Below are 17,685 nucleotides of genomic sequence, written 5' to 3'. Positions count from 1 at the left end.
TAATCCACAGGCCAAGCTGTCGGCCGTGATCAACTAAACGGCGAACTCAGCGGCCAGAACCATGATGAGTTACACCACTTCCCGGGACACGATCAGCATAGTGCGAGCATCTAGGTACGTTTCGCCCGCAGCACACAAGGAAGGATGACTGAAGGCTCTCACGTACATTGCAGCCAAATTAGGTGACGACACGAGACTCCGAAGCAGCTTGAAATCCACGATCCCGTTCTCGAACTCCCACACCAACCTTTGACGGAGGTACATAAGGAGATTCGGGTAGTCAGCCATGACTAAGCGTGGCGCAGCTGTGAGCTTCATAGGTTTTTAGACCACCGCCCCATGGGCTAAACGCTGGAGCAGCAGATATACATCTTCGCACCCGTGTACTGTTGCTAAGACCTCTCGCGGTCGTAGCCCTCCGAGACCGATGTTCCTGCGTTGGACCCAAAGGGCAGCGCCGGACTTAAACGTCCACAATATCATTGCTAGGCATCCTACGTAGTTCGACACATATTGCTCATCAAACAGAATCGGACAGTGGGTTTCTGATGCACTCGCACCTTGATGGTGCTCACATCGTGCTTGTAGCCATCCCTCATAATCCATCACCGAGCCAGGCTTACCACATAGCTCACATACGTGGCCGGATACCATCTCGGTAATGTCAAACGCCTGATCCACGATCACATCTCCACCATGCTGGTAAACTCTCAGCTCGCCGAATTTTTCTTTGACGGTCGTTATCCGCACCTCCAGCTTCAGATCGGCGGCATACCGGCCAACCAGATGGAGCACGCCATCGATAAGGCCCGCCCACCCGTTGTGGCAGTCGAACGTAAAGGCATGTCCTTCGGAATTATCCCCTTGGACGAGCAACGAACTGTGTCTCGCACTAAGGCGAGCTTGCGCAAACTCATACATCTTTGGACCACAGGGTCTGACGGGCGAGTCCTGCAAGCTCTACAGGATAAATCTGGCCATCTGCCAACTGATAACAGAACCGCTCACCTACTTTGTGAATCGCTCGCATCGGCTCCATTAGCCATGCTCCCTTCTCATTCAACCAAGGCGGTGACACCAGTTGGATCTCGCAAATGAACGCCTCTGGCACATCTCTGGAAGCAAACTCCAAAACAAACTGAGGCATCGGAATCATGAACTGCTGGAGACAGCGGGTCTCAGCGTCTGAGGTCTCATGAGTGACGTAAAACCATTCCTGATTCGATGTCTGAGCTATATACCCCCAACTGCGGGTTCCCTCGTCCAGCTGGAAAAAGCTCGGCAGTTCTGCTTGATCGTGGGTTTCAAACATCGCTCGATTCTCGGAAAAATGTACGACCGTCTCACCACAAGCTGAGTGCTCCAACGAGGGCAGCAGGCCGCAAGGTATATAATAATCTAAAAATAGACCCTATAGGGTCTGGTCGTTTTACCCGCATTGTGGCCCTATGTTTTTCATTTGCCAAGGCCTAAATGTGAAACACACACCCTCCTTCGGAACCGCGCTTCGGTCACTGCGTCGCGCTAAGGGAATTTCTCAGGAGGGGTTTGGCATTAATCAGACCAACGTCAGCAAGCTCGAACTCGGCAAGAAGATTCCTTCATGGGACCGGGTTGGACAAATCGCTGATCATCTCGGCGTTCACCCTCTCACGCTGTTCACGCTTTCTTATCTGAACGAGTCAGCAGAACTCGGGATGGAGGAGCTACTCATGCTCGTCCGCTCGGAGATTCAAGAGGTGGAGTGTTCAGAGCACGCGGAAATTCGACCCAAATCAAATCCCGTATGACTGCGCTTCAAGCGCCTCATCCCGAGCCAGCAGCGTAGGTTTCTTCCCACCGCTCTCTCCCATTACTGGGAACTGCTCACTTTTGGGGGACCGCGCTGCGGGAGCTGAAAATACTCTGCTCACTCCCTTCGGTAGCTAAGCCTGACACAGACTGATTTTCCGCCAGCGGTGAGCAGAAAGTACGTGAGCATTCTGGATCGCAGTCGGCGGTGTCCAAGCTTGAAGACAACCAATGCACTCGCCGATGGGGGGAGGTGTCAGCCCCATGACAACTATTTTCAAGTGCTACGGATCCGCGAGCCTGAGGAGAGATTGAGCCACCTGATCACAGAGGCGAAACGTCACCTCCATCAGTAGTCAGCGAGTCGTCCTAAATAGGTTTGGGACAGCGTTCAGGGGCAACTGAACACGTGTGCTTCACCTCACAATCAGGCGTTTCCATTGGCTATGTCATTCAATTCGTGAGCCTGCCCGGCTTAGCTCAGGACCACGCCAACGAAAAGCTGAAATTCGCCCACTGCGTTGAAGCTCAGGCACTGGTAATGCCGAGGCTCAACGGACCGTGACCATATAGGGAGCTGCATAAATTTCAGAAGGAAATATGCAAGAGGGAAATTGACGAAAGCCAGCAATTTCGGGGGGTGAGGGTGGCATATTTTATTGGAGCTAACGAGTAACCGGAGCGTTACGAGTGCGCTGCTCTACCGACTGAGCTACACCGGCGTGTAGCGCAACGTACCACTGCCGCAGCCGTTACGCAAACGCCTGTTTCGCCTGGCTTATTCCCCTACCCTCAGGCCCCTTTGCAGCCACTGGGCGCCAGGTCTTCCTCGATGTTGGTGGTGCAGCGCCAGCCAGTAGCCGAACGCGTCAGGGTGAGGGCTTTGCCCACCACGTTGGCCGGTGCATCCACCAGGGTGCAGACGATGCTCGCGCTGCCGTCGGCAGCTTTGCCGGCGGCGGTGATCGCGCAATGCGCGGTGGCGGGCTGGCCGCCCAGTGCGGCTGCATCGGCCACATCCTTTCCTTCATTCAAGCGCAGGTCCATCGCTGCCTTCAGCGCGCTGATCTCCAGCAAACCGGCAGCCGCCTTGGTGCGTGACTGGTGGTTGGTGTACATCGGGATGGCGATGGTCGCCAGGATGCCGATGATCGCGACGACGATCATCAGTTCGATCAGGGTGATACCGCGTTGCCCTTTCATGAACGGATTCCTTTTTGATACGCGTGTTCGTTGAGGTCAGGCTCGACCCGGCTGGCAGCGGCGCAGTAGGCCTGAACAGACACCTTTTGTCACCCCTGCCTGCCGGGGCGTCACCTTCGCTGAACTACTCTAGTGAGCATCGCCAATGCGCGCCCCTTCATGGACACGGCAAGCTGTTTCCAGGCTTGTCGCTCGGGCAGAAAAGGACCTTTGCATGAACCATTCAACACAGCTGTACGCCTGGCAGGGCACCGATGCCAATGGCGCGGCAGTGCGCGGGCAGATGGCTGGGCGCAGCCCGGCCTATGTGCGGGCCGGGCTGCAGCGCCAGGGCATTCGCGTTGCCAGTTTACGGCCCGCTGGCGGGCTGGCATGGCGCTGGCCTGAACGTCGGGTGAAAAGCGACCCGGCCGGTTTCAGCCGGCAGTTGGCTACGTTGCTGAAGGCGGGTGTACCGCTGCTGCAGGCCTTTGAGGTGATGGGCCGCAGTGGGTGCGGCGCGGGGCAGGCGGCGTTGCTGGAGCGTTTGCAACAGGATGTGGCGGCGGGGTTGGGGCTGGCGGACGCGTTGCAGCGCCACCCGCAGTGGTTCGACGGGCTGTACTGCAACCTGGTACGGGTGGGTGAGCAGTCCGGCACGCTCGACCGGCAGCTCGAGCAACTGGCGGGCATGCTGGAGCAGCGCCAGGCACTGCTCAAACGGGTGCGTAAGGCGATGCTGTATCCCCTGCTGCTGTTGCTCACGGGCTTGGGCGTGTCGGCGGTGCTGTTGCTGGAGGTGATTCCGCGCTTTGAAAGCCTGTTTAGCGGCTTTGATGCTGGGCTGCCGGCGTTCACGCAATGGGTCATCGACTTGTCCACAGGGCTGGGCCGCCATGGGCCGCTGCTGTTGATAACCTTGCTTGGGGTGATGTTGGGTATGCGCCAGCTGTATCGGCGCCATGCGCCAGCGCGCTTGTGGATAGCTCGCTCTGTGCTGCGCCTGCCGGTGTTCGGTCGGCTGCTGGGGCAAGCGGCGCTGGCCCGTTTCGCGCGCAGCCTGGCTACGGCGTATACCGCTGGGGTTCCGCTGTTGGATGGCCTGGCCACCGTGGCCAGGGCCTGTGGCGGCGAGCTACACGAGCGGGCCATTTTACGGCTGCGCCAGGGCATGGCCAACGGGCAAGGGCTGCATCAGGCGATGGCGGCTGAGCCGTTATTCCCGCCGCTGCTGGTACAGCTTACGGCCATCGGTGAGTCGAGCGGCACCTTGGACCAGATGCTGGAAAAAGCCGCCAGCCTTTACGAGGACCAGGTCAGCCAGGCGCTGGACCAGTTGACCAGCCTGCTGGAGCCAGCCATCGTGCTGATCCTGGGCCTGCTGGTCGGTGGCCTGGTGGTGGCGATGTACCTGCCGATCTTCCAGTTGGGTAGTTTGATCTGAACATGACTTTATGGACGTTACTGGCCGAACATCCGGCGTATTTCTACACCGTGGCGGCTGTGCTTGGCCTGTTGGTCGGCAGCTTCATCAATGTGGTGGCGTACAGGCTGCCGATCATGCTGGAGCGCCAATGGCAGCGTGAAGCGCAGGAGGCGCTGGGGCTGCCGAGCGATGCGCACGAGCGCTTCGACCTGTGCCTGCCCGCCTCACGTTGCCCGCACTGTGGGCACGCGATTCGTGCCTGGGAAAATATTCCGGTGCTCAGTTACCTGGCCTTGCGCGGGCGCTGTTCTGCGTGCAAACAGCCTATCGGCTTACGGTACCCGCTGGTGGAGCTCGCCTGCGCCTTGCTGTCGCTGGCGGTGGCCTGGCATTCCGGTGCCGGGCTGCAAGCACTGGCCTTGCTGGCCTTTACCTGGAGCCTGCTGGCGCTGAGCCTTATCGACCACGACAAGCAGATCCTGCCGGATGTGGTGGTGCTGCCAACGCTGTGGCTGGGGCTGATCGTCAACGTTTTCGCTACCGTGGTGCCATTGCCTGACGCCATCTGGGGCGCGGTGGCCGGTTATCTGAGCCTGTGGGTGGTGTATTGGCTGTTCAAGCTGGTCACCGGCAAGGAAGGCATGGGTTACGGTGACTTCAAGCTGCTGGCGCTGATCGGGGCCTGGGGCGGCTGGCAGGCAGTGCCGTTGACCTTGATGTTGTCGTCGCTGGTCGGGGCGGTGGTGGGGGTGTGCATGCTGCGCCTGCGTAGCCATTCGATGGGCACGGCGATACCTTTTGGTCCTTATCTGGCCATTGCGGGGTGGATTGCCGTGCTCTGGGGTGATGAAATATACGCCTCATACCTGCAACTGCTTGGATTCTGATGACCACTGCGCCGTTCACCCCCTGGATTCTCGGCCTCACCGGCGGCATTGGCAGCGGCAAAAGTGCCGCCGCCGAGCGCTTCGTCGAGCTTGGTGTACACCTGGTCGATGCCGACCAGGCAGCGCGCTGGGTCGTGGAGCCTGGCCGCCCGGCCCTGGCCAGCATCGTCGAGCGCTTTGGCCCGGGCGTGCTGCTGGAGGACGGCCAGCTCGACCGCACAGCGTTGCGCCAGGTGATATTCGCCGACCCGGCCCAGCGCAAGTGGCTTGAACAGCTGCTGCACCCGCTGATCGGGCAGGAGATCTTCAGCTACCTGGCCAAGGCCGAGTCGCCGTATGCGGTGTATGTGTCGCCGCTGCTGATCGAGTCTGGCCAGTTTCAGAAAACCCAGCGCGTCCTGGTGATCGATGCACCGCAAGCGCTGCAGGTTGCACGCACCTTGCAGCGCGACAACACCAGCCCCGAGCAGGTGCAGGCCATTCTCAAGGCTCAGATGGCCCGCGAAGAGCGTTTGCGCCATGCCGATGATGTGGTGGTCAACGACAGTGACCTTGCCGCGCTGCATGCGCAGATCGACCATCTGCACCACTTTTACCTGACTTTACGAGGAGGCCAGCCATGAGCCAGCCATTGACCGTCGATTGCCCTACCTGTGGCGCACCTGTGGAATGGGACGCGAAAAACGCGTTCCGGCCGTTCTGTTCTGACCGTTGCAAGTTGATCGACCTGGGTGCCTGGGCGGCTGAAGAGCACAAGATCGCGGGGTCGCAAGAGGCCGAGGATGAGTTGTATTCGGGGGACCTGGAGCCACGGCACTAAGGCGCTGCACCGGGGCGGGCCGAGCGGGGCAAGCGATCACCGCTCATCGTCCTTCCACGGTGCCTGCAGGTACCGCGTGCGGTTGAACGTCTCCAGCCATTCCGGGCAGAACACCACCAGCGCACTGATCACCATGCCGTTGATGAAGGCCTCCGGGAACATCATCAGCCACAGGTAGCCGACAAAGTCGCTGAGCCACTCTGGCATGGCGAACCGCCCGTCCAGCCACAGCAGCCCCAACCCGGCCAGCAGGCACACCAGCACCGTCAGTGCTGCGGGAAAAAACCCTGAGCAGAAGATATAAACGAAAAGGTTACGCGGCTGCGCCCGCTCGACCAGAATGGCGCACACTTCGGTGACCAGCACCGGCAGGCCGATCAGCAGCAGGCCGTTGACCCCAAGCGCTGCCAGGTCCTGGCGCCCCAGCGCCAACAAGCCGAGCTGGGCCAGAAACCCGCCGAGCACCGCCAGCGGCCAGTCCAGCAACAAGGTCACGGCGGTCATGCCGATGAAGTGGTACGACACACCGGTGTCGAAGTCGCGCCTGACCAGCCATAGTGCGAACAGGCAGAACACCGTACCGAACAGCAGGTGCTGCCGGCGGCTGTCGGCGAACAGTTCCAGCCAGCGGGTGCGGCTGGCTGCCCACAGCAGTAAGGGGACGAACCCTACCCAACCGAGCGTGAGGCTGGTGCTGGACAAGACGTGCGCGCTGATCACTTGACGAATGCCCCTGTCGAGCCTGTGGACATACCTGAGTCTACACCCATTCAAAAACAGCATCTTATCGTCATGGTTTAGCGTCTAAGCTGTGAGCATGGATGACTCAGACTACCTGCGCCTGCTTACCATCCAGGCCGAACAAGCCAATGCCTTCCTTTCCAATGCTCGCAAATGGGAGCGGGAGCGGTGGGTATGCCAGCGCCTGCTGCAAGGGCTGAACATCCCCTATCGCAGTGAAGAGTTCACCCCGGCCGGCCAGGAGCCGCCCGATGTGTTGTTCCGCGATGCGTCGTTCGAGGTGTTTTTCGTGCTCGATGAGGGCCGCCGGCTCAATGATGAGTGGCGCGAAGAGCTGCAGCGCAGGCGCAGCGCCTTTTCACTGGCCCAGCTGGTACGGCGCGAGGCGCGGCCCAGGCGTATCGCGGCCACCGAGCTGCTGGCGCGGCTGGCACCCACCTTGCGCAAAAAGGCCCACAACTATCGCGAACGCGGGCTGGACCTGAGCGAGCTGGACATCATCGCTTTCGCCAGCCTCAAGCGTGAAGTACTCGACCTCAACACCCACTTCCCGCCCCCCACCGAGTACCTGCGCCAGGGGTGGCGCTCGCTGTCGCTGGTGGGGCCGACCTTCGCCCGTGTGCTGTTCGCCCACCCGGACGCCCCAGACTTTCTGCGCGGCAACCTGGGGCGCAGCATTGTGTTCGACGTGGGCATCTTTGATCCAGTGCCGAGACGCTTTGCGATGGCGTACACTCGGCGCCAGGGATAGAAAGCTTTATCATTTGTCTCAAGTACTTGCCGGAACGCTGTAGCGTTCGGGCAGTCACATACGTCTACCTGACGAGGCCCACCATGACCAGCCGACTGAATCCGGAAGATCAGCGTCGTGTCGATGAGTATCTGCGAGCCCCTCAGCACCAAGTCGAGCGCAAGCCATTCCGGCCGTGGCTGCTCCTTGTGCTGGTGGTGGCCGTGACCATCGGGCTGGGCCTCCTCAGCCGCCTGTTGAGTGGACTGGTGCTATGAGCTGCCTCGCGCTCGCCCTCCCCTCATGCAGTTTGCGGCCGGCCCTTTGGGCCAAGAATTCCGTAAACCTTATGAGATATCCCCATGACTCATCGCATCGTGATTGTCGGCGGCGGCGCCGGCGGCCTGGAACTGGCGACCCGCCTGGGTAAAACCCTCGGCAAGCGTAAACAGGCCGACATCACCCTGGTCGACGCCAACCTCACGCACATCTGGAAGCCGCTGCTACACGAAGTGGCCGCCGGCTCGCTCAACTCCTCGGAAGACGAACTGAACTACGTGGCCCAGGCCAAGTGGAACCACTTCAACTTCCAGTTGGGGCGCATGAGCGGCCTGGACCGTGAAGGCAAGCAGATCCAACTGGCCGCCACCCTGGATGAAGAGGGCCGCGAGCTGGTGCCTGCGCGCACCTTGCGCTATGACACCTTGGTCATTGCCGTGGGCAGCAACACCAACGACTTCGGTACCTTGGGCGCGGCGCAGCACTGCTTGTTCCTGGATACCCGCAAGCAGGCTGAGCGTTTCCACCAGCAACTGCTCAACCATTACCTGCGTGCCCATGCCGGTGATCAGGCCAGTGAGAAGATCAGCGTGGCGATCGTCGGCGCCGGTGCTACCGGTGTGGAGCTGGCGGCCGAACTGCACCACGCCGCGCATGAGCTGGCGGCTTATGGTTTGGACCGTATCCAACCCAAGGACATGCACATCACCGTGATCGAGGCGGGCCCGCGCGTACTGCCGGCGCTGCCAGAGCGCATCAGCGTGCCGGTGCACAAAACCCTGGAAAAGCTCGGCGTGACGGTGATGACCAACGCTGCCGTCAGCGAAGTGACCGCCGATGGCCTGAAGACCGCCAGCGGCGAAGTGATCCAGGCCAGCCTCAAGGTGTGGGCGGCCGGTATTCGTGCGCCGGCTTTCCTCAAGGATATCGACGGCCTGGAAACCAACCGTATCAACCAGCTGGTGGTGCGCCCTACCCTGCAAACCACGCGCGACGATGACATCTTCGCCTTCGGTGACTGTGCAGCCTGCCCACAACCGGGTAGCGACCGCAATGTACCGCCACGCGCCCAGGCGGCGCACCAGCAGGCTGAAATGCTGGCCAAGAGCCTGAAAGCGCGCCTGGAGAACAAGCCGCTGCCGACGTACAGCTACAAGGATTACGGTTCGCTGGTATCGCTGTCGCGCTTCTCGGCGGTGGGGAACCTGATGGGCAACCTGATGGGGAGCGTGAAGCTGGAGGGGTGGCTGGCGCGGATGTTCTATGTGTCGCTGTACCGCATGCACCAGATGGCGCTGTACGGGTTCTTCCGCACGGCGATGATGATGCTGGGTAGCAAGATTGGGCGGGGCACTGAGCCGCGACTGAAGCTGCACTGACCTGCCTGGTAGAGGCTTGAGGTTCAGGTTGTCTGTACTGGCCTCATCGCCGGCAAGCCGGCTCCCACAGGGATTGCGCCAGCTTTTGGAAGTTGAGCAAGACAGTTGCTTCCACAGGGGGCGCGCCAGCCTTGAGAAGTTGAGCAAGGCAGTTGCTTCCACAGGGGTCGCGCCAGCCTTTAGAAGTTGAGCAAGACAGTTGCTTCAACAGGTACAACGCAGGCCTGAAGAACTGCGCGGTCGGGGTGGGAGCCGGCTTGCCGGCGATGGGCTGCGCAGCAGCCCCCATAGCGGACCTGTAACAGCCCGAGCGCGCTCGACGGGACCCGCGAGCATCTGGGTCCGCTTTGCGGACCATCGCCGGCAAGCCGGCTCCCACCTGGATTGCGCCAGCTTTTGGAAGTTGAGCAAGACAGTTGCTTGCACAGGGATCGCGCCAGCTTTAGACGTTGAGCAAGACAGTCGCTGTCGCAGGATGGACTGCCCAGGACGTTGGATTGATGTCCAACTTCTTGGGGAGGTTCATGACGAATGAATACGGGAGATGTGCACCAGGCGGTGCATTTTTTTGCGCTGGATAAAACCGAGGCAAAAGAAAAAGGGCATCTCAGTCGAGATGCCCTTTTTACATGGTGGGTCGTGTAGGATTCGAACCTACGACCAATTGGTTAAAAGCCAACTGCTCTACCAACTGAGCTAACGACCCTGAAAATGGTCGGGGTGAGGGGATTCGAACTCCTGACATCCTGCTCCCAAAGCAGGCGCGCTACCGGACTGCGCTACACCCCGAGATTGGCTCCGCGACCTGGACTCGAACCAGGGACCCAATGATTAACAGTCATTTGCTCTACCGACTGAGCTATCGCGGAACTGAACTTCGGTACATCTTTACAGCTTCGAAGTCTGTGTTAGCTTCGATCTCTTTGGCTATCCGCTTTCGCGTTGTCGCTGCTGAGGCCGGCTATTCTACATTCTTCGTTTTGCTTGTCAACCACTTTTTTTCATTCAACTTACTGATTTCTAAGTTGTTTTGCGGTCACCGGTGTTGCTGGTGATTCGCTTAGTGCCTGACAACGCGGCGTATATTAGGGGCACTCTTATTTCTGTGCAAGCACTTTTTTCAAAAATTTCAGCAAGTTATGAAAAAAACTGGCGAGGCCCCGGTTTTGCGGGGTTTGGCCGGGCATCCTGGCCCGCAGGCTGGCTTGCACAGGGCTTCCCGATGGCTGTGCGAAGGCTGCAGCCATAAAAAAGCCCCGCAGGTGCGGGGCTGGTTTTTGTAGCGAAAGGATCAGGCAAACACGATTTCTTCGCCTTCCACCTTGGCAGTGATCGCCGAACCCGGCATGAATTTGCCGGCCAGGATCATTTGCGCCAGCGGGTTCTCGATCCAGCGCTGGATCGCTCGCTTCAGCGGCCGCGCGCCATAAACCGGGTCGTACCCTACCGCGATCAGCTTGTCCAACGCCTCCGGGCTCAGGCTCAGGGCCAGCTCGCGCTCGCTCAGGCGGCTGCGCAGGCGGCCAAGCTGGATCTCGGTGATACCGGCGATCTGCTCGCGGCCCAACGGCTCGAACACCACCACTTCGTCGATCCGGTTGACGAACTCCGGACGGAAGTGCGCACCCACCGCATCCATCACTGCTGCACGCTGCGCTTCGCGGTCACCGGCCAGCTCCTGGATCTGCGCCGAGCCCAGGTTGGACGTCATCACGATCACCGTGTTGCGGAAGTCCACCGTACGGCCATGGCTGTCGGTCAGGCGGCCATCCTCGAGCACCTGCAGCAGCACGTTGAACACATCCGGGTGAGCCTTCTCCACTTCATCCAGCAGCACCACCGAGTAGGGCTTGCGCCGTACCGCTTCGGTCAGGTAACCGCCCTCTTCATAACCTACGTAGCCTGGTGGGGCGCCGATCAGGCGAGCCACGGAATGTTTTTCCATGAACTCGGACATGTCGATCCGCACCATGGCCTCTTCGGTGTCGAACAGGAATTCGGCCAGAGCCTTGCACAGCTCGGTCTTGCCCACACCGGTCGGGCCGAGGAACATGAACGACCCACTTGGCCGGTTCGGGTCGGAGAGCCCGGCACGCGAGCGGCGCACGGCGTTGGCCACGGCGGTCACCGCCTCGTTCTGGCCGATCACGCGCTGGTGCAGCAGGTCTTCCATTTTCAGCAGTTTTTCGCGCTCGCCTTCGAGCATCTTGGCCACCGGGATGCCGGTCCATTTGGACACCACTTCGGCAATTTCTTCCTCGGTCACCTTGTTACGCAGCAGCTGGTTTTCGGTCTTGCCATGCTGGTCGACCATCTGCAGGCTGCGCTCCAGGTCCGGGATCACCCCGTACTGCAGTTCGGCCATGCGGTTCAGGTCGCCTTTGCGACGGGCCGCTTCCAGTTCCTGGCGGGCTTGCTCGATCTTTTGCTGAATCTGCGCCGAGCCCTGCACTTCTGCCTTCTCCGACGCCCAGATTTCTTCCAGGTCGGAATACTCACGCTCCAGGCGCTCGATTTCCTCGGTCAGCTTCTCCAGGCGTTTTTTGGCGGCTTCGTCTTCCTCTTTCTTCAGCGCCTGGGACTCCACCTTCAGCTGGATCAGGCGACGGTCGAGGCGGTCGAGCACTTCCGGCTTGGAGTCGATCTCCATACGGATACGGCTGGCCGCTTCGTCGATCAGGTCGATGGCCTTGTCCGGCAGCTGGCGGTCGGTGATGTAGCGGTGGCTGAGCTTGGCCGCAGCAATGATCGCGCCGTCGGTGATGGCCACCTTGTGGTGCACTTCATAGCGCTCTTTGAGGCCACGCAGAATGGCGATGGTGTCTTCCTCGCTCGGCTCTTCTACCAATACCTTCTGGAAGCGTCGCTCAAGGGCTGCGTCCTTCTCGATGAACTGGCGGTATTCGTTGAGCGTGGTGGCACCGACGCAATGCAGTTCGCCACGCGCCAGCGCCGGCTTGAGCATATTGCCTGCGTCCATGGCGCCTTCGCCTTTACCGGCACCGACCATGGTGTGCAGCTCGTCGATGAACAGGATGATCTGGCCTTCCTGCTTGGACAGCTCGTTGAGCAACGACTTGAGGCGCTCCTCGAACTCACCGCGGTACTTGGCACCGGCGATCAGCGCGCCCATGTCCAGCGCCAGCAGGCGCTTGCCCTTCAGGCCGTCGGGCACTTCACCGTTGATGATGCGCTGGGCCAGGCCTTCGGCGATGGCAGTCTTGCCCACGCCGGGTTCGCCGATCAGCACGGGGTTGTTCTTGGTACGGCGCTGCAGCACCTGCACGGTGCGGCGGATCTCGTCGTCACGGCCAATGACCGGGTCCAGCTTGCCCTCCTCGGCACGCTTGGTCAGGTCGACGGTGTACTTGTCCAGCGCCTGGCGCGATTCTTCGGCATTGGCGTCATTCACCGCCGCGCCGCCGCGCAGGTTGTTGATGGCGTTTTCCAGGGCCTTCTTGCTCACACCCTGGCTGAGCAGCAGCTTGCCGAGCTTGCTGTTCTCATCCATGGCGGCGAGCAGCACCAGCTCGCTGGAAATGAACTGGTCGCCCTTCTGCTGGGCCAGGCGGTCGGCCTGGTTGAGCAGGCGCGCCAAGTCCTGCGACATGTTCACATCGCCGGTGGGGTTCTGGATTTTCGGCAGCTGGTCGAGTTCTTTTACCAGTGTCTGGCGAAGGTTGTTGATGTCGAAGCCAACCTGCATCAGCAGTGGCTTGATCGAACCACCTTGCTGCTCGATCAACGCCTGCAACAGGTGCAGGGGCTCGATGGCAGGGTGGTCCATGCCAACGGCCAGGGACTGGGCATCGGATATCGCTAATTGCAGCTTGCTGGTCAAACGGTCTATTCGCATGGGGATACCTTCCTGATAAGGGCAGGTCGGAGCGATGGACAGCGCCTTTGATGAAGAAACCTGCCTGAGATGACCTTATAGATAAGGGTGATTCTGGAAGATTCAAGCGTAGCGGGGTTGACTAAAGTCAGCCTTATGGATTAACGGTGCCAGCCAATCAGTGCGGGGCCAGCCAGACCAGCGAAGCGAATCGCCCGCCCTGCGGGGTACGGCGATAAGAGAAGAACCGTGCATCACTGACGGTGCACAGGCCACCACCGTAGACGGCAGTAACGCCGCGCGCCGCCAGGCGAATGCGCGCCAGTGCATAGATGTCGGCCATCAGCTTGCCCGGCCGCTCACCCTCGACAAAAGCCTTGGCAGCCTCTGGGTGCACGGCGGTGAAGGCATCCCGCACCTCCAGGCCCACTTCGAATGCTTGCGGGCCGATGGCAGGCCCCAGCCACACCAGCACCTCTTCAGGCGGCAATGCCAGGCGCTCCAGCGTGGCTTCCAGCACGCCACCGGCCAGCCCGCGCCAGCCGGCATGCGCGGCAGCCACACGGGTGCCCGCGCGGTCGCAGAACAGCACGGGCAGGCAGTCGGCGGTCATTACGGTGCAGGCAATGCCTGGCTGGTCGGTCCAGCTGGCGTCGGCTTCGGCGACCACCGAGGGGTCGGCATCCGCCACGGCCAGGCCGTGCACCTGCTTGAGCCAGGCGGGCTGAATGATGAATTCGTCGCTCAGGCGGCGGCGGTTCTCGGCGACCGCAAGGGGGTCATCGCCCACGTGATCACCGAGGTTGAAAGATGCGTAAGGCGGCAAACTGACGCCGCCCTGGCGGGTCGTGACACAGGCGCGAACCGTGGCCGGTGCGGGCCAGTCGGGGAACAGCAGCGCCTGCGCCAGGCCACTCATCCGATAAACGCCTCGCGGTCCTGGTTCAGCAGCGACAGCAACCAGACGAAATCATCCGGCAGCTCCGACGCCCACTCCATGCGCTCACCGGTAGTGGGGTGGTCCAGCGCCAGGAAGCGTGCGTGCAGGGCCTGGCGCGGGAAGGTCTTGACCGCCTCGACCATGGTCGGGCTGGCTGCCGGCGGGATGCGGAAGCGGCCGCCGTAGGTCTGGTCGCCGACCAGCGGGAAACCAACATGGGCCATGTGCACACGGATCTGGTGAGTACGGCCGGTTTCCAGCTTGACCCGCACGTGGGTGTGCGAACGGAAGCGCTTGAGCACACGGTAGTGGCTGACCGCCGGCTTGCCGCCTTCGGTCACCGCCATGCGCTGGCGTGCGCCACCGTGACGGCCGATCGGGGCGTTGATCTTGCCGCCGGCAGTCACCACGCCGATCACGATGCACTCGTAGATCCGGCTGACCGTACGGCTTTGCAGCTGCTCGACCAGCTTGGTCTGCGCCTGCAAGGTCTTGGCCACGACCATCAGGCCGGTGGTGTCTTTGTCCAGGCGATGGACGATGCCAGCGCGCGGTACGTTGACGATATCCGGCACATGGTGCAGCAAGGCGTTGAGCAATGTGCCACTGGCGTGCCCGGCAGCCGGGTGCACGACCAGCCCGGCCGGCTTGTTGATCACCATGATCTGGTCGTCTTCGTAGACGATGTCCAGCTTGATGTCTTCGGCGATCCACTCGCCCTGGGCCTCTTGCTCGGCCTCAAGTGCAAGCACAGAGCCACCATGGACGGTGTCTCGAGGGCGCACGACGGCGCCATCGACCGTCAGGCGGCCCTCTTTGATCCACGAAGTAAGCCGCGAACGCGAGTACTCGGCGAACAATTGGGCGGCGACCTGGTCGAGGCGTTGACCGCCCAGTTCGGACGGTACCTCTGCGCTAAGTTGAATGATCTCGGACATGCTCGATTCGGCGGGCGCACAGCCTTTGGTTTCGGCTGCGAGCTTGTGGTTAAATACGGCTTCTTTTGTCCCGGGGTTGGCCGGGGCGCTCATCATAACAGGACGGCACCGCCCAAGACAGCGGCCGTCAAAGGGACGCAAGCCGCTATGCAAGTGAAACACCTGCTGCTGATCGCCATCCTCGGGCTTACCGCGGCCTGTTCCTCTAATAAAGAGGTCATTGACGAGAACCTCAGCGAGGCCGAGCTGTATCAGCAGGCCCAGGCTGATCTGGACAACTCCAGCTACAACAGCGCCGTGAACAAGCTCAAGGCCCTGGAGTCGCGCTACCCGTTCGGCCGTTACGCCGACCAGGCGCAGCTCGAGCTGATCTACGCCAACTACAAGAACTCAGAGCCCGAGGCTGCCAAGTCGGCTGCCGAGCGCTTCATCCGCCTGCACCCGCAGCACCCGAACGTCGACTACGCCTACTACCTCAAAGGCCTGACCTCGTTCGACCAGGACCGCGGCCTGGTGGCGCGCTTCCTGCCGCTGGACATGACCAAGCGTGACCCGGGTGCCGCCCGCGACTCGTACAACGAGTTCGCCCAGCTGACCAGCCGCTTCCCCAACAGCCGCTACGCCCCGGACGCCAAGCAGCGCATGATCTACCTGCGCAACCTGCTGGCGTCTTATGAAATCCATGTGGCCGACTACTACCTGAGCCGCCAGGCTTACGTGGCTGCCGCCAACCGTGGCCGCTACGTGGTGGAAAACTTCCAGGAAACCCCATCGGTCGGCGACGGCCTGGCCGTGATGGTCGAGGCGTACCAGAAGATGCACCTGGACGAACTGGCCGCCACCAGCCTGGAAACCCTCAAGCTCAACTACCCTGACCACCCGAGCCTGGTCGATGGCGAGTTCCAGCCCAAGCAGACCGAGTCTGACGGCCGCGGCTGGCTGTCCAAGGCCACCTTGGGCCTGATCGAGACCGACGCCCCGCTGCCACCGGGTGAAACCCGCGCCAACCAGGACGTGGTCCGCCAGTTCCAGGATGCCCGCTCCGAGATGCCGCAGGACCTGCTGCCCAAAGATGAAAACGGCGACCCGATCCTGCCGGAGGGGCCGAAGGAAGCCGAGAAAGACCGTTCCTGGTTCAGCTACATGACCTTTGGTCTGTTCGACTGATCCAACGGGGTACGAGAAAGGGAGACTGAGGTCTCCCTTTTTTATTGGCCGCGCCCTAGACTATCGCCTCAATCAATAGACAAGCTGGACACCATGGTTCGCCTACTTTTCTGGATCGCCCTGATCGCCGCCGCGTTCTGGCTGTGGCGCAAATTCAAGATCAGCCAGCAGTCGCCGTCCGAGCCGAAACTCGACGACCCGCTGAAGATGGTGCGCTGCGCCCACTGCGGCGTACACCTGCCCAATGACCGGGCGCTGCAGCAAGGCAGCCAGTGGTATTGCAGCCAGGCGCACCTTCAGCAGGGGCCAAGCCAGCAAAACTGAGCCAGTACCGCCCACAGGCACTACGTAACATTCAAAACAGGTGCACAACCTGTGGGGTCGGCTTGCCGGCGATTGGGCCGCCCAGCGGCCCAGGCGATATCAGCCCAGACGCCCGGCCGGGGCATAAGGCGACGGGTCAATGATAGGCTCGCCCCCCGTCAGCAAATCAGTGAACAACTGGCACGATGCCGGCGCCAGCACCAACCCATTGCGGTAATGCCCGCAGTTCAACCACAACCCGTCATGCCCCGGCACCTGGCCGATGTACGGAATGCCTTCAGGCGACCCCGGCCGCAGCCCGGCCCAGTGCGCCACCACCGTGGCATCGGCAAGCTCCGGCAACAGTTCCACCGCCGAAGCCTTGAGGCTCGCCAGTGCCTCCTCGGTCGGGGTCTTGTCGTACCCGGCATGCTCCAGCGTGCTGCCCACCAGAATGTGCCCGTCACGGCGCGGGATCGCATAGCGCCCCTTGGCCAGCACCATGCTCGGCAAGAAGTCCGCAGCGCACTTGAACAGGATCATCTGACCCTTCACCGGCTCCACCGGCAGCTCAAGCCCCAGCGTGCGCAGCAGGTCGCCACTCCAGGCGCCCGCGCTGAGCACGACATCATCGGCCTGCAGCACGCCGTCTGCCGTCTGCACGCCAGTCACGCGCTCACCGTCGCGAACAAAGCCGGTGATCTGGCAGTGCTCGCGCAAGGTCACGTTGGGCAGTGCCAGCAGCGCCGCCTTCAGCGCCTTGACCAGCCGGGGGTTGCGTACGTTGGCCACCCCTGCCATGTAGATGGCGCGCTTGAAGCCTGGGCCCAGTACGGGGACCGCGTCGTAGGCCGCCGAGATATCCACAGGGCTGAGCGGCCGCTGCTCGCGCGCCGCCCAGGCCAGCGCCTCGGCCTCGTCGTCCAGGTCAAGCCAGTACAAGCCGGTGGTGTGGACTTGCGGGTCGATACCGGTGCTGGAGAACAGGTGTTCCCCCAGCTGTGGATAAAAGTCCTGCGACCAGTGCGCCAGCGCGGTGACTGCCTGGCTGTAGCGCCAAGGGTAAAGCGGCGAGACGATGCCGCCGCCCGCCCAAGACGATTCACGCCCGACCTCGGCCTGATCACATACCACTACCTGGCCGACCTTCGCAGCCAGGTTGAACGCCGTCAGCAGGCCGATCACCCCGCCGCCGACCACCACTACTTGCTTGTTCATCTGTCGATCCAACACCTGAAGTAAAACCGCGATGCACGGGCATCATTCA

At 61.5% G+C, this 17,685-nt stretch carries 18 protein-coding genes and 3 tRNA genes; 10 read left to right on the top strand and 11 right to left on the bottom strand.

The genetic code is table 11. From position 1 onward, the window contains the following. Window positions 1-324: 324 nt before the first annotated feature. Window positions 325-483, bottom strand: a complete 159-nt coding sequence (locus tag ACIPZC_RS25405; protein ID WP_400630261.1) for an antitoxin Xre/MbcA/ParS toxin-binding domain-containing protein — start codon at window positions 481-483, stop codon at window positions 325-327. A 430-nt stretch (window positions 484-913) separates the two neighbouring features. Further along, on the bottom strand, window positions 914-1,312 hold the full coding sequence (locus ACIPZC_RS25400; protein ID WP_182408190.1) for a hypothetical protein: 399 nt from the start codon (window positions 1,310-1,312) through the stop codon (window positions 914-916). A 163-nt stretch (window positions 1,313-1,475) separates the two neighbouring features. On the opposite strand from ACIPZC_RS25400, the gene ACIPZC_RS25395 reads away from it, so the two are divergent. Then, entirely contained in the window at window positions 1,476-1,790 is a 315-nt protein-coding gene (locus ACIPZC_RS25395) for a helix-turn-helix domain-containing protein (protein WP_400630257.1), read from the top strand. 793 nt (window positions 1,791-2,583) lie between these two features. Here the strand turns inward: ACIPZC_RS25395 and ACIPZC_RS25390 are convergent. Next, complete coding sequence (locus ACIPZC_RS25390; RefSeq protein ID WP_400630255.1) at window positions 2,584-2,994, bottom strand: pilin; 411 nt, start codon at window positions 2,992-2,994, stop codon at window positions 2,584-2,586. Window positions 2,995-3,208: 214 nt separating this feature from the next. On the opposite strand from ACIPZC_RS25390, the gene ACIPZC_RS25385 reads away from it, so the two are divergent. Genes ACIPZC_RS25385 through yacG form a run of 4 tightly spaced genes read left to right on the top strand, consistent with a single transcriptional unit; the run spans window position 3,209 to window position 6,106 of the window. Next, entirely contained in the window at window positions 3,209-4,417 is a 1,209-nt protein-coding gene (locus ACIPZC_RS25385; RefSeq protein WP_400630253.1) for a type II secretion system F family protein, read from the top strand. Between the two features lie 2 nt (window positions 4,418-4,419). Then, a complete protein-coding gene (locus ACIPZC_RS25380; RefSeq protein WP_400630252.1) occupies window positions 4,420-5,286 on the top strand; it encodes a prepilin peptidase in 867 nt (288 codons plus the stop codon). After that, on the top strand, window positions 5,286-5,909 hold the full coding sequence (gene coaE, locus ACIPZC_RS25375; RefSeq protein ID WP_241807176.1) for a dephospho-CoA kinase: 624 nt from the start codon (window positions 5,286-5,288) through the stop codon (window positions 5,907-5,909). The genes ACIPZC_RS25380 and coaE overlap by 1 nt, the downstream gene beginning before the upstream one ends. Beyond that, window positions 5,906-6,106: a DNA gyrase inhibitor YacG gene (gene yacG / locus ACIPZC_RS25370; protein ID WP_241807175.1), complete on the top strand. Its 201-nt coding sequence runs from the start codon at window positions 5,906-5,908 to the stop codon at window positions 6,104-6,106. The genes coaE and yacG overlap by 4 nt, the downstream gene beginning before the upstream one ends. 36 nt (window positions 6,107-6,142) lie before the next feature. Here the strand turns inward: yacG and ACIPZC_RS25365 are convergent, their stop codons facing one another. Beyond that, window positions 6,143-6,889 carry an energy-coupling factor ABC transporter permease gene (locus ACIPZC_RS25365; RefSeq protein ID WP_241807174.1) on the bottom strand — a complete coding sequence of 249 codons (747 nt, stop codon included), beginning with the start codon at window positions 6,887-6,889 and terminating at the stop codon, window positions 6,143-6,145. Window positions 6,890-6,923: 34 nt separating this feature from the next. On the opposite strand from ACIPZC_RS25365, the gene ACIPZC_RS25360 reads away from it, so the two are divergent. From ACIPZC_RS25360 to ACIPZC_RS25350, 3 genes are all read left to right on the top strand, one after another. Further along, the gene (locus tag ACIPZC_RS25360; protein ID WP_400630249.1) at window positions 6,924-7,598 is read left to right on the top strand and encodes a DUF1780 domain-containing protein; all 675 of its coding nucleotides are present in this window, start codon (window positions 6,924-6,926) and stop codon (window positions 7,596-7,598) included. An 83-nt stretch (window positions 7,599-7,681) separates the two neighbouring features. Then, a complete protein-coding gene (locus ACIPZC_RS25355; protein ID WP_267818895.1) occupies window positions 7,682-7,855 on the top strand; it encodes a DUF3094 family protein in 174 nt (57 codons plus the stop codon). A gap of 84 nt (window positions 7,856-7,939) precedes the next feature. Then, window positions 7,940-9,235, top strand: coding sequence for an NAD(P)/FAD-dependent oxidoreductase (locus ACIPZC_RS25350; RefSeq protein WP_400630247.1), 1,296 nt, complete (start codon window positions 7,940-7,942; stop codon window positions 9,233-9,235). Between the two features lie 630 nt (window positions 9,236-9,865). Here the strand turns inward: ACIPZC_RS25350 and ACIPZC_RS25345 are convergent. The 6 genes from ACIPZC_RS25345 to rluD all read right to left on the bottom strand — a co-directional run bounded on the left by ACIPZC_RS25345 (window position 9,866) and on the right by rluD (window position 14,948). Further along, a tRNA-Lys gene (locus tag ACIPZC_RS25345) sits at window positions 9,866-9,941 on the bottom strand. 6 nt (window positions 9,942-9,947) lie between these two features. Continuing rightward, window positions 9,948-10,024: transfer RNA gene (locus tag ACIPZC_RS25340), tRNA-Pro, on the bottom strand. Window positions 10,025-10,028: 4 nt separating this feature from the next. Beyond that, a tRNA-Asn gene (locus ACIPZC_RS25335) sits at window positions 10,029-10,104 on the bottom strand. A gap of 422 nt (window positions 10,105-10,526) precedes the next feature. Further along, window positions 10,527-13,091: an ATP-dependent chaperone ClpB gene (clpB, locus tag ACIPZC_RS25330; RefSeq protein WP_241807172.1), complete on the bottom strand. Its 2,565-nt coding sequence runs from the start codon at window positions 13,089-13,091 to the stop codon at window positions 10,527-10,529. Between the two features lie 157 nt (window positions 13,092-13,248). Then, window positions 13,249-13,989, bottom strand: coding sequence for a peptidoglycan editing factor PgeF (pgeF, locus tag ACIPZC_RS25325; RefSeq protein WP_400630245.1), 741 nt, complete (start codon window positions 13,987-13,989; stop codon window positions 13,249-13,251). Continuing rightward, a complete protein-coding gene (rluD, locus tag ACIPZC_RS25320) occupies window positions 13,986-14,948 on the bottom strand; it encodes a 23S rRNA pseudouridine(1911/1915/1917) synthase RluD (protein ID WP_400630243.1) in 963 nt (320 codons plus the stop codon). Before rluD ends, pgeF begins: the two co-directional genes overlap by 4 nt. A gap of 147 nt (window positions 14,949-15,095) precedes the next feature. On the opposite strand from rluD, the gene ACIPZC_RS25315 reads away from it, so the two are divergent. Together ACIPZC_RS25315 and ACIPZC_RS25310 are read left to right on the top strand one after the other, a co-directional pair. Next, complete coding sequence (locus ACIPZC_RS25315) at window positions 15,096-16,115, top strand: outer membrane protein assembly factor BamD (protein WP_039602970.1); 1,020 nt, start codon at window positions 15,096-15,098, stop codon at window positions 16,113-16,115. 93 nt (window positions 16,116-16,208) lie between these two features. Beyond that, window positions 16,209-16,439 carry a PP0621 family protein gene (locus ACIPZC_RS25310; RefSeq protein WP_241807169.1) on the top strand — a complete coding sequence of 77 codons (231 nt, stop codon included), beginning with the start codon at window positions 16,209-16,211 and terminating at the stop codon, window positions 16,437-16,439. A gap of 99 nt (window positions 16,440-16,538) precedes the next feature. On the opposite strand, the gene thiO is transcribed toward ACIPZC_RS25310, so the two are convergent. Then, window positions 16,539-17,636: a glycine oxidase ThiO gene (thiO, locus tag ACIPZC_RS25305; RefSeq protein WP_267818905.1), complete on the bottom strand. Its 1,098-nt coding sequence runs from the start codon at window positions 17,634-17,636 to the stop codon at window positions 16,539-16,541. Window positions 17,637-17,685: the final 49 nt, after the last annotated feature.

This window comes from Pseudomonas sp. NPDC089743 (assembly GCF_044748785.1).
In the GTDB taxonomy this organism is placed as follows: domain Bacteria; phylum Pseudomonadota; class Gammaproteobacteria; order Pseudomonadales; family Pseudomonadaceae; genus Aquipseudomonas; species Aquipseudomonas putida_X.
This window is presented reverse-complemented; position numbering and strand designations above follow the sequence as displayed.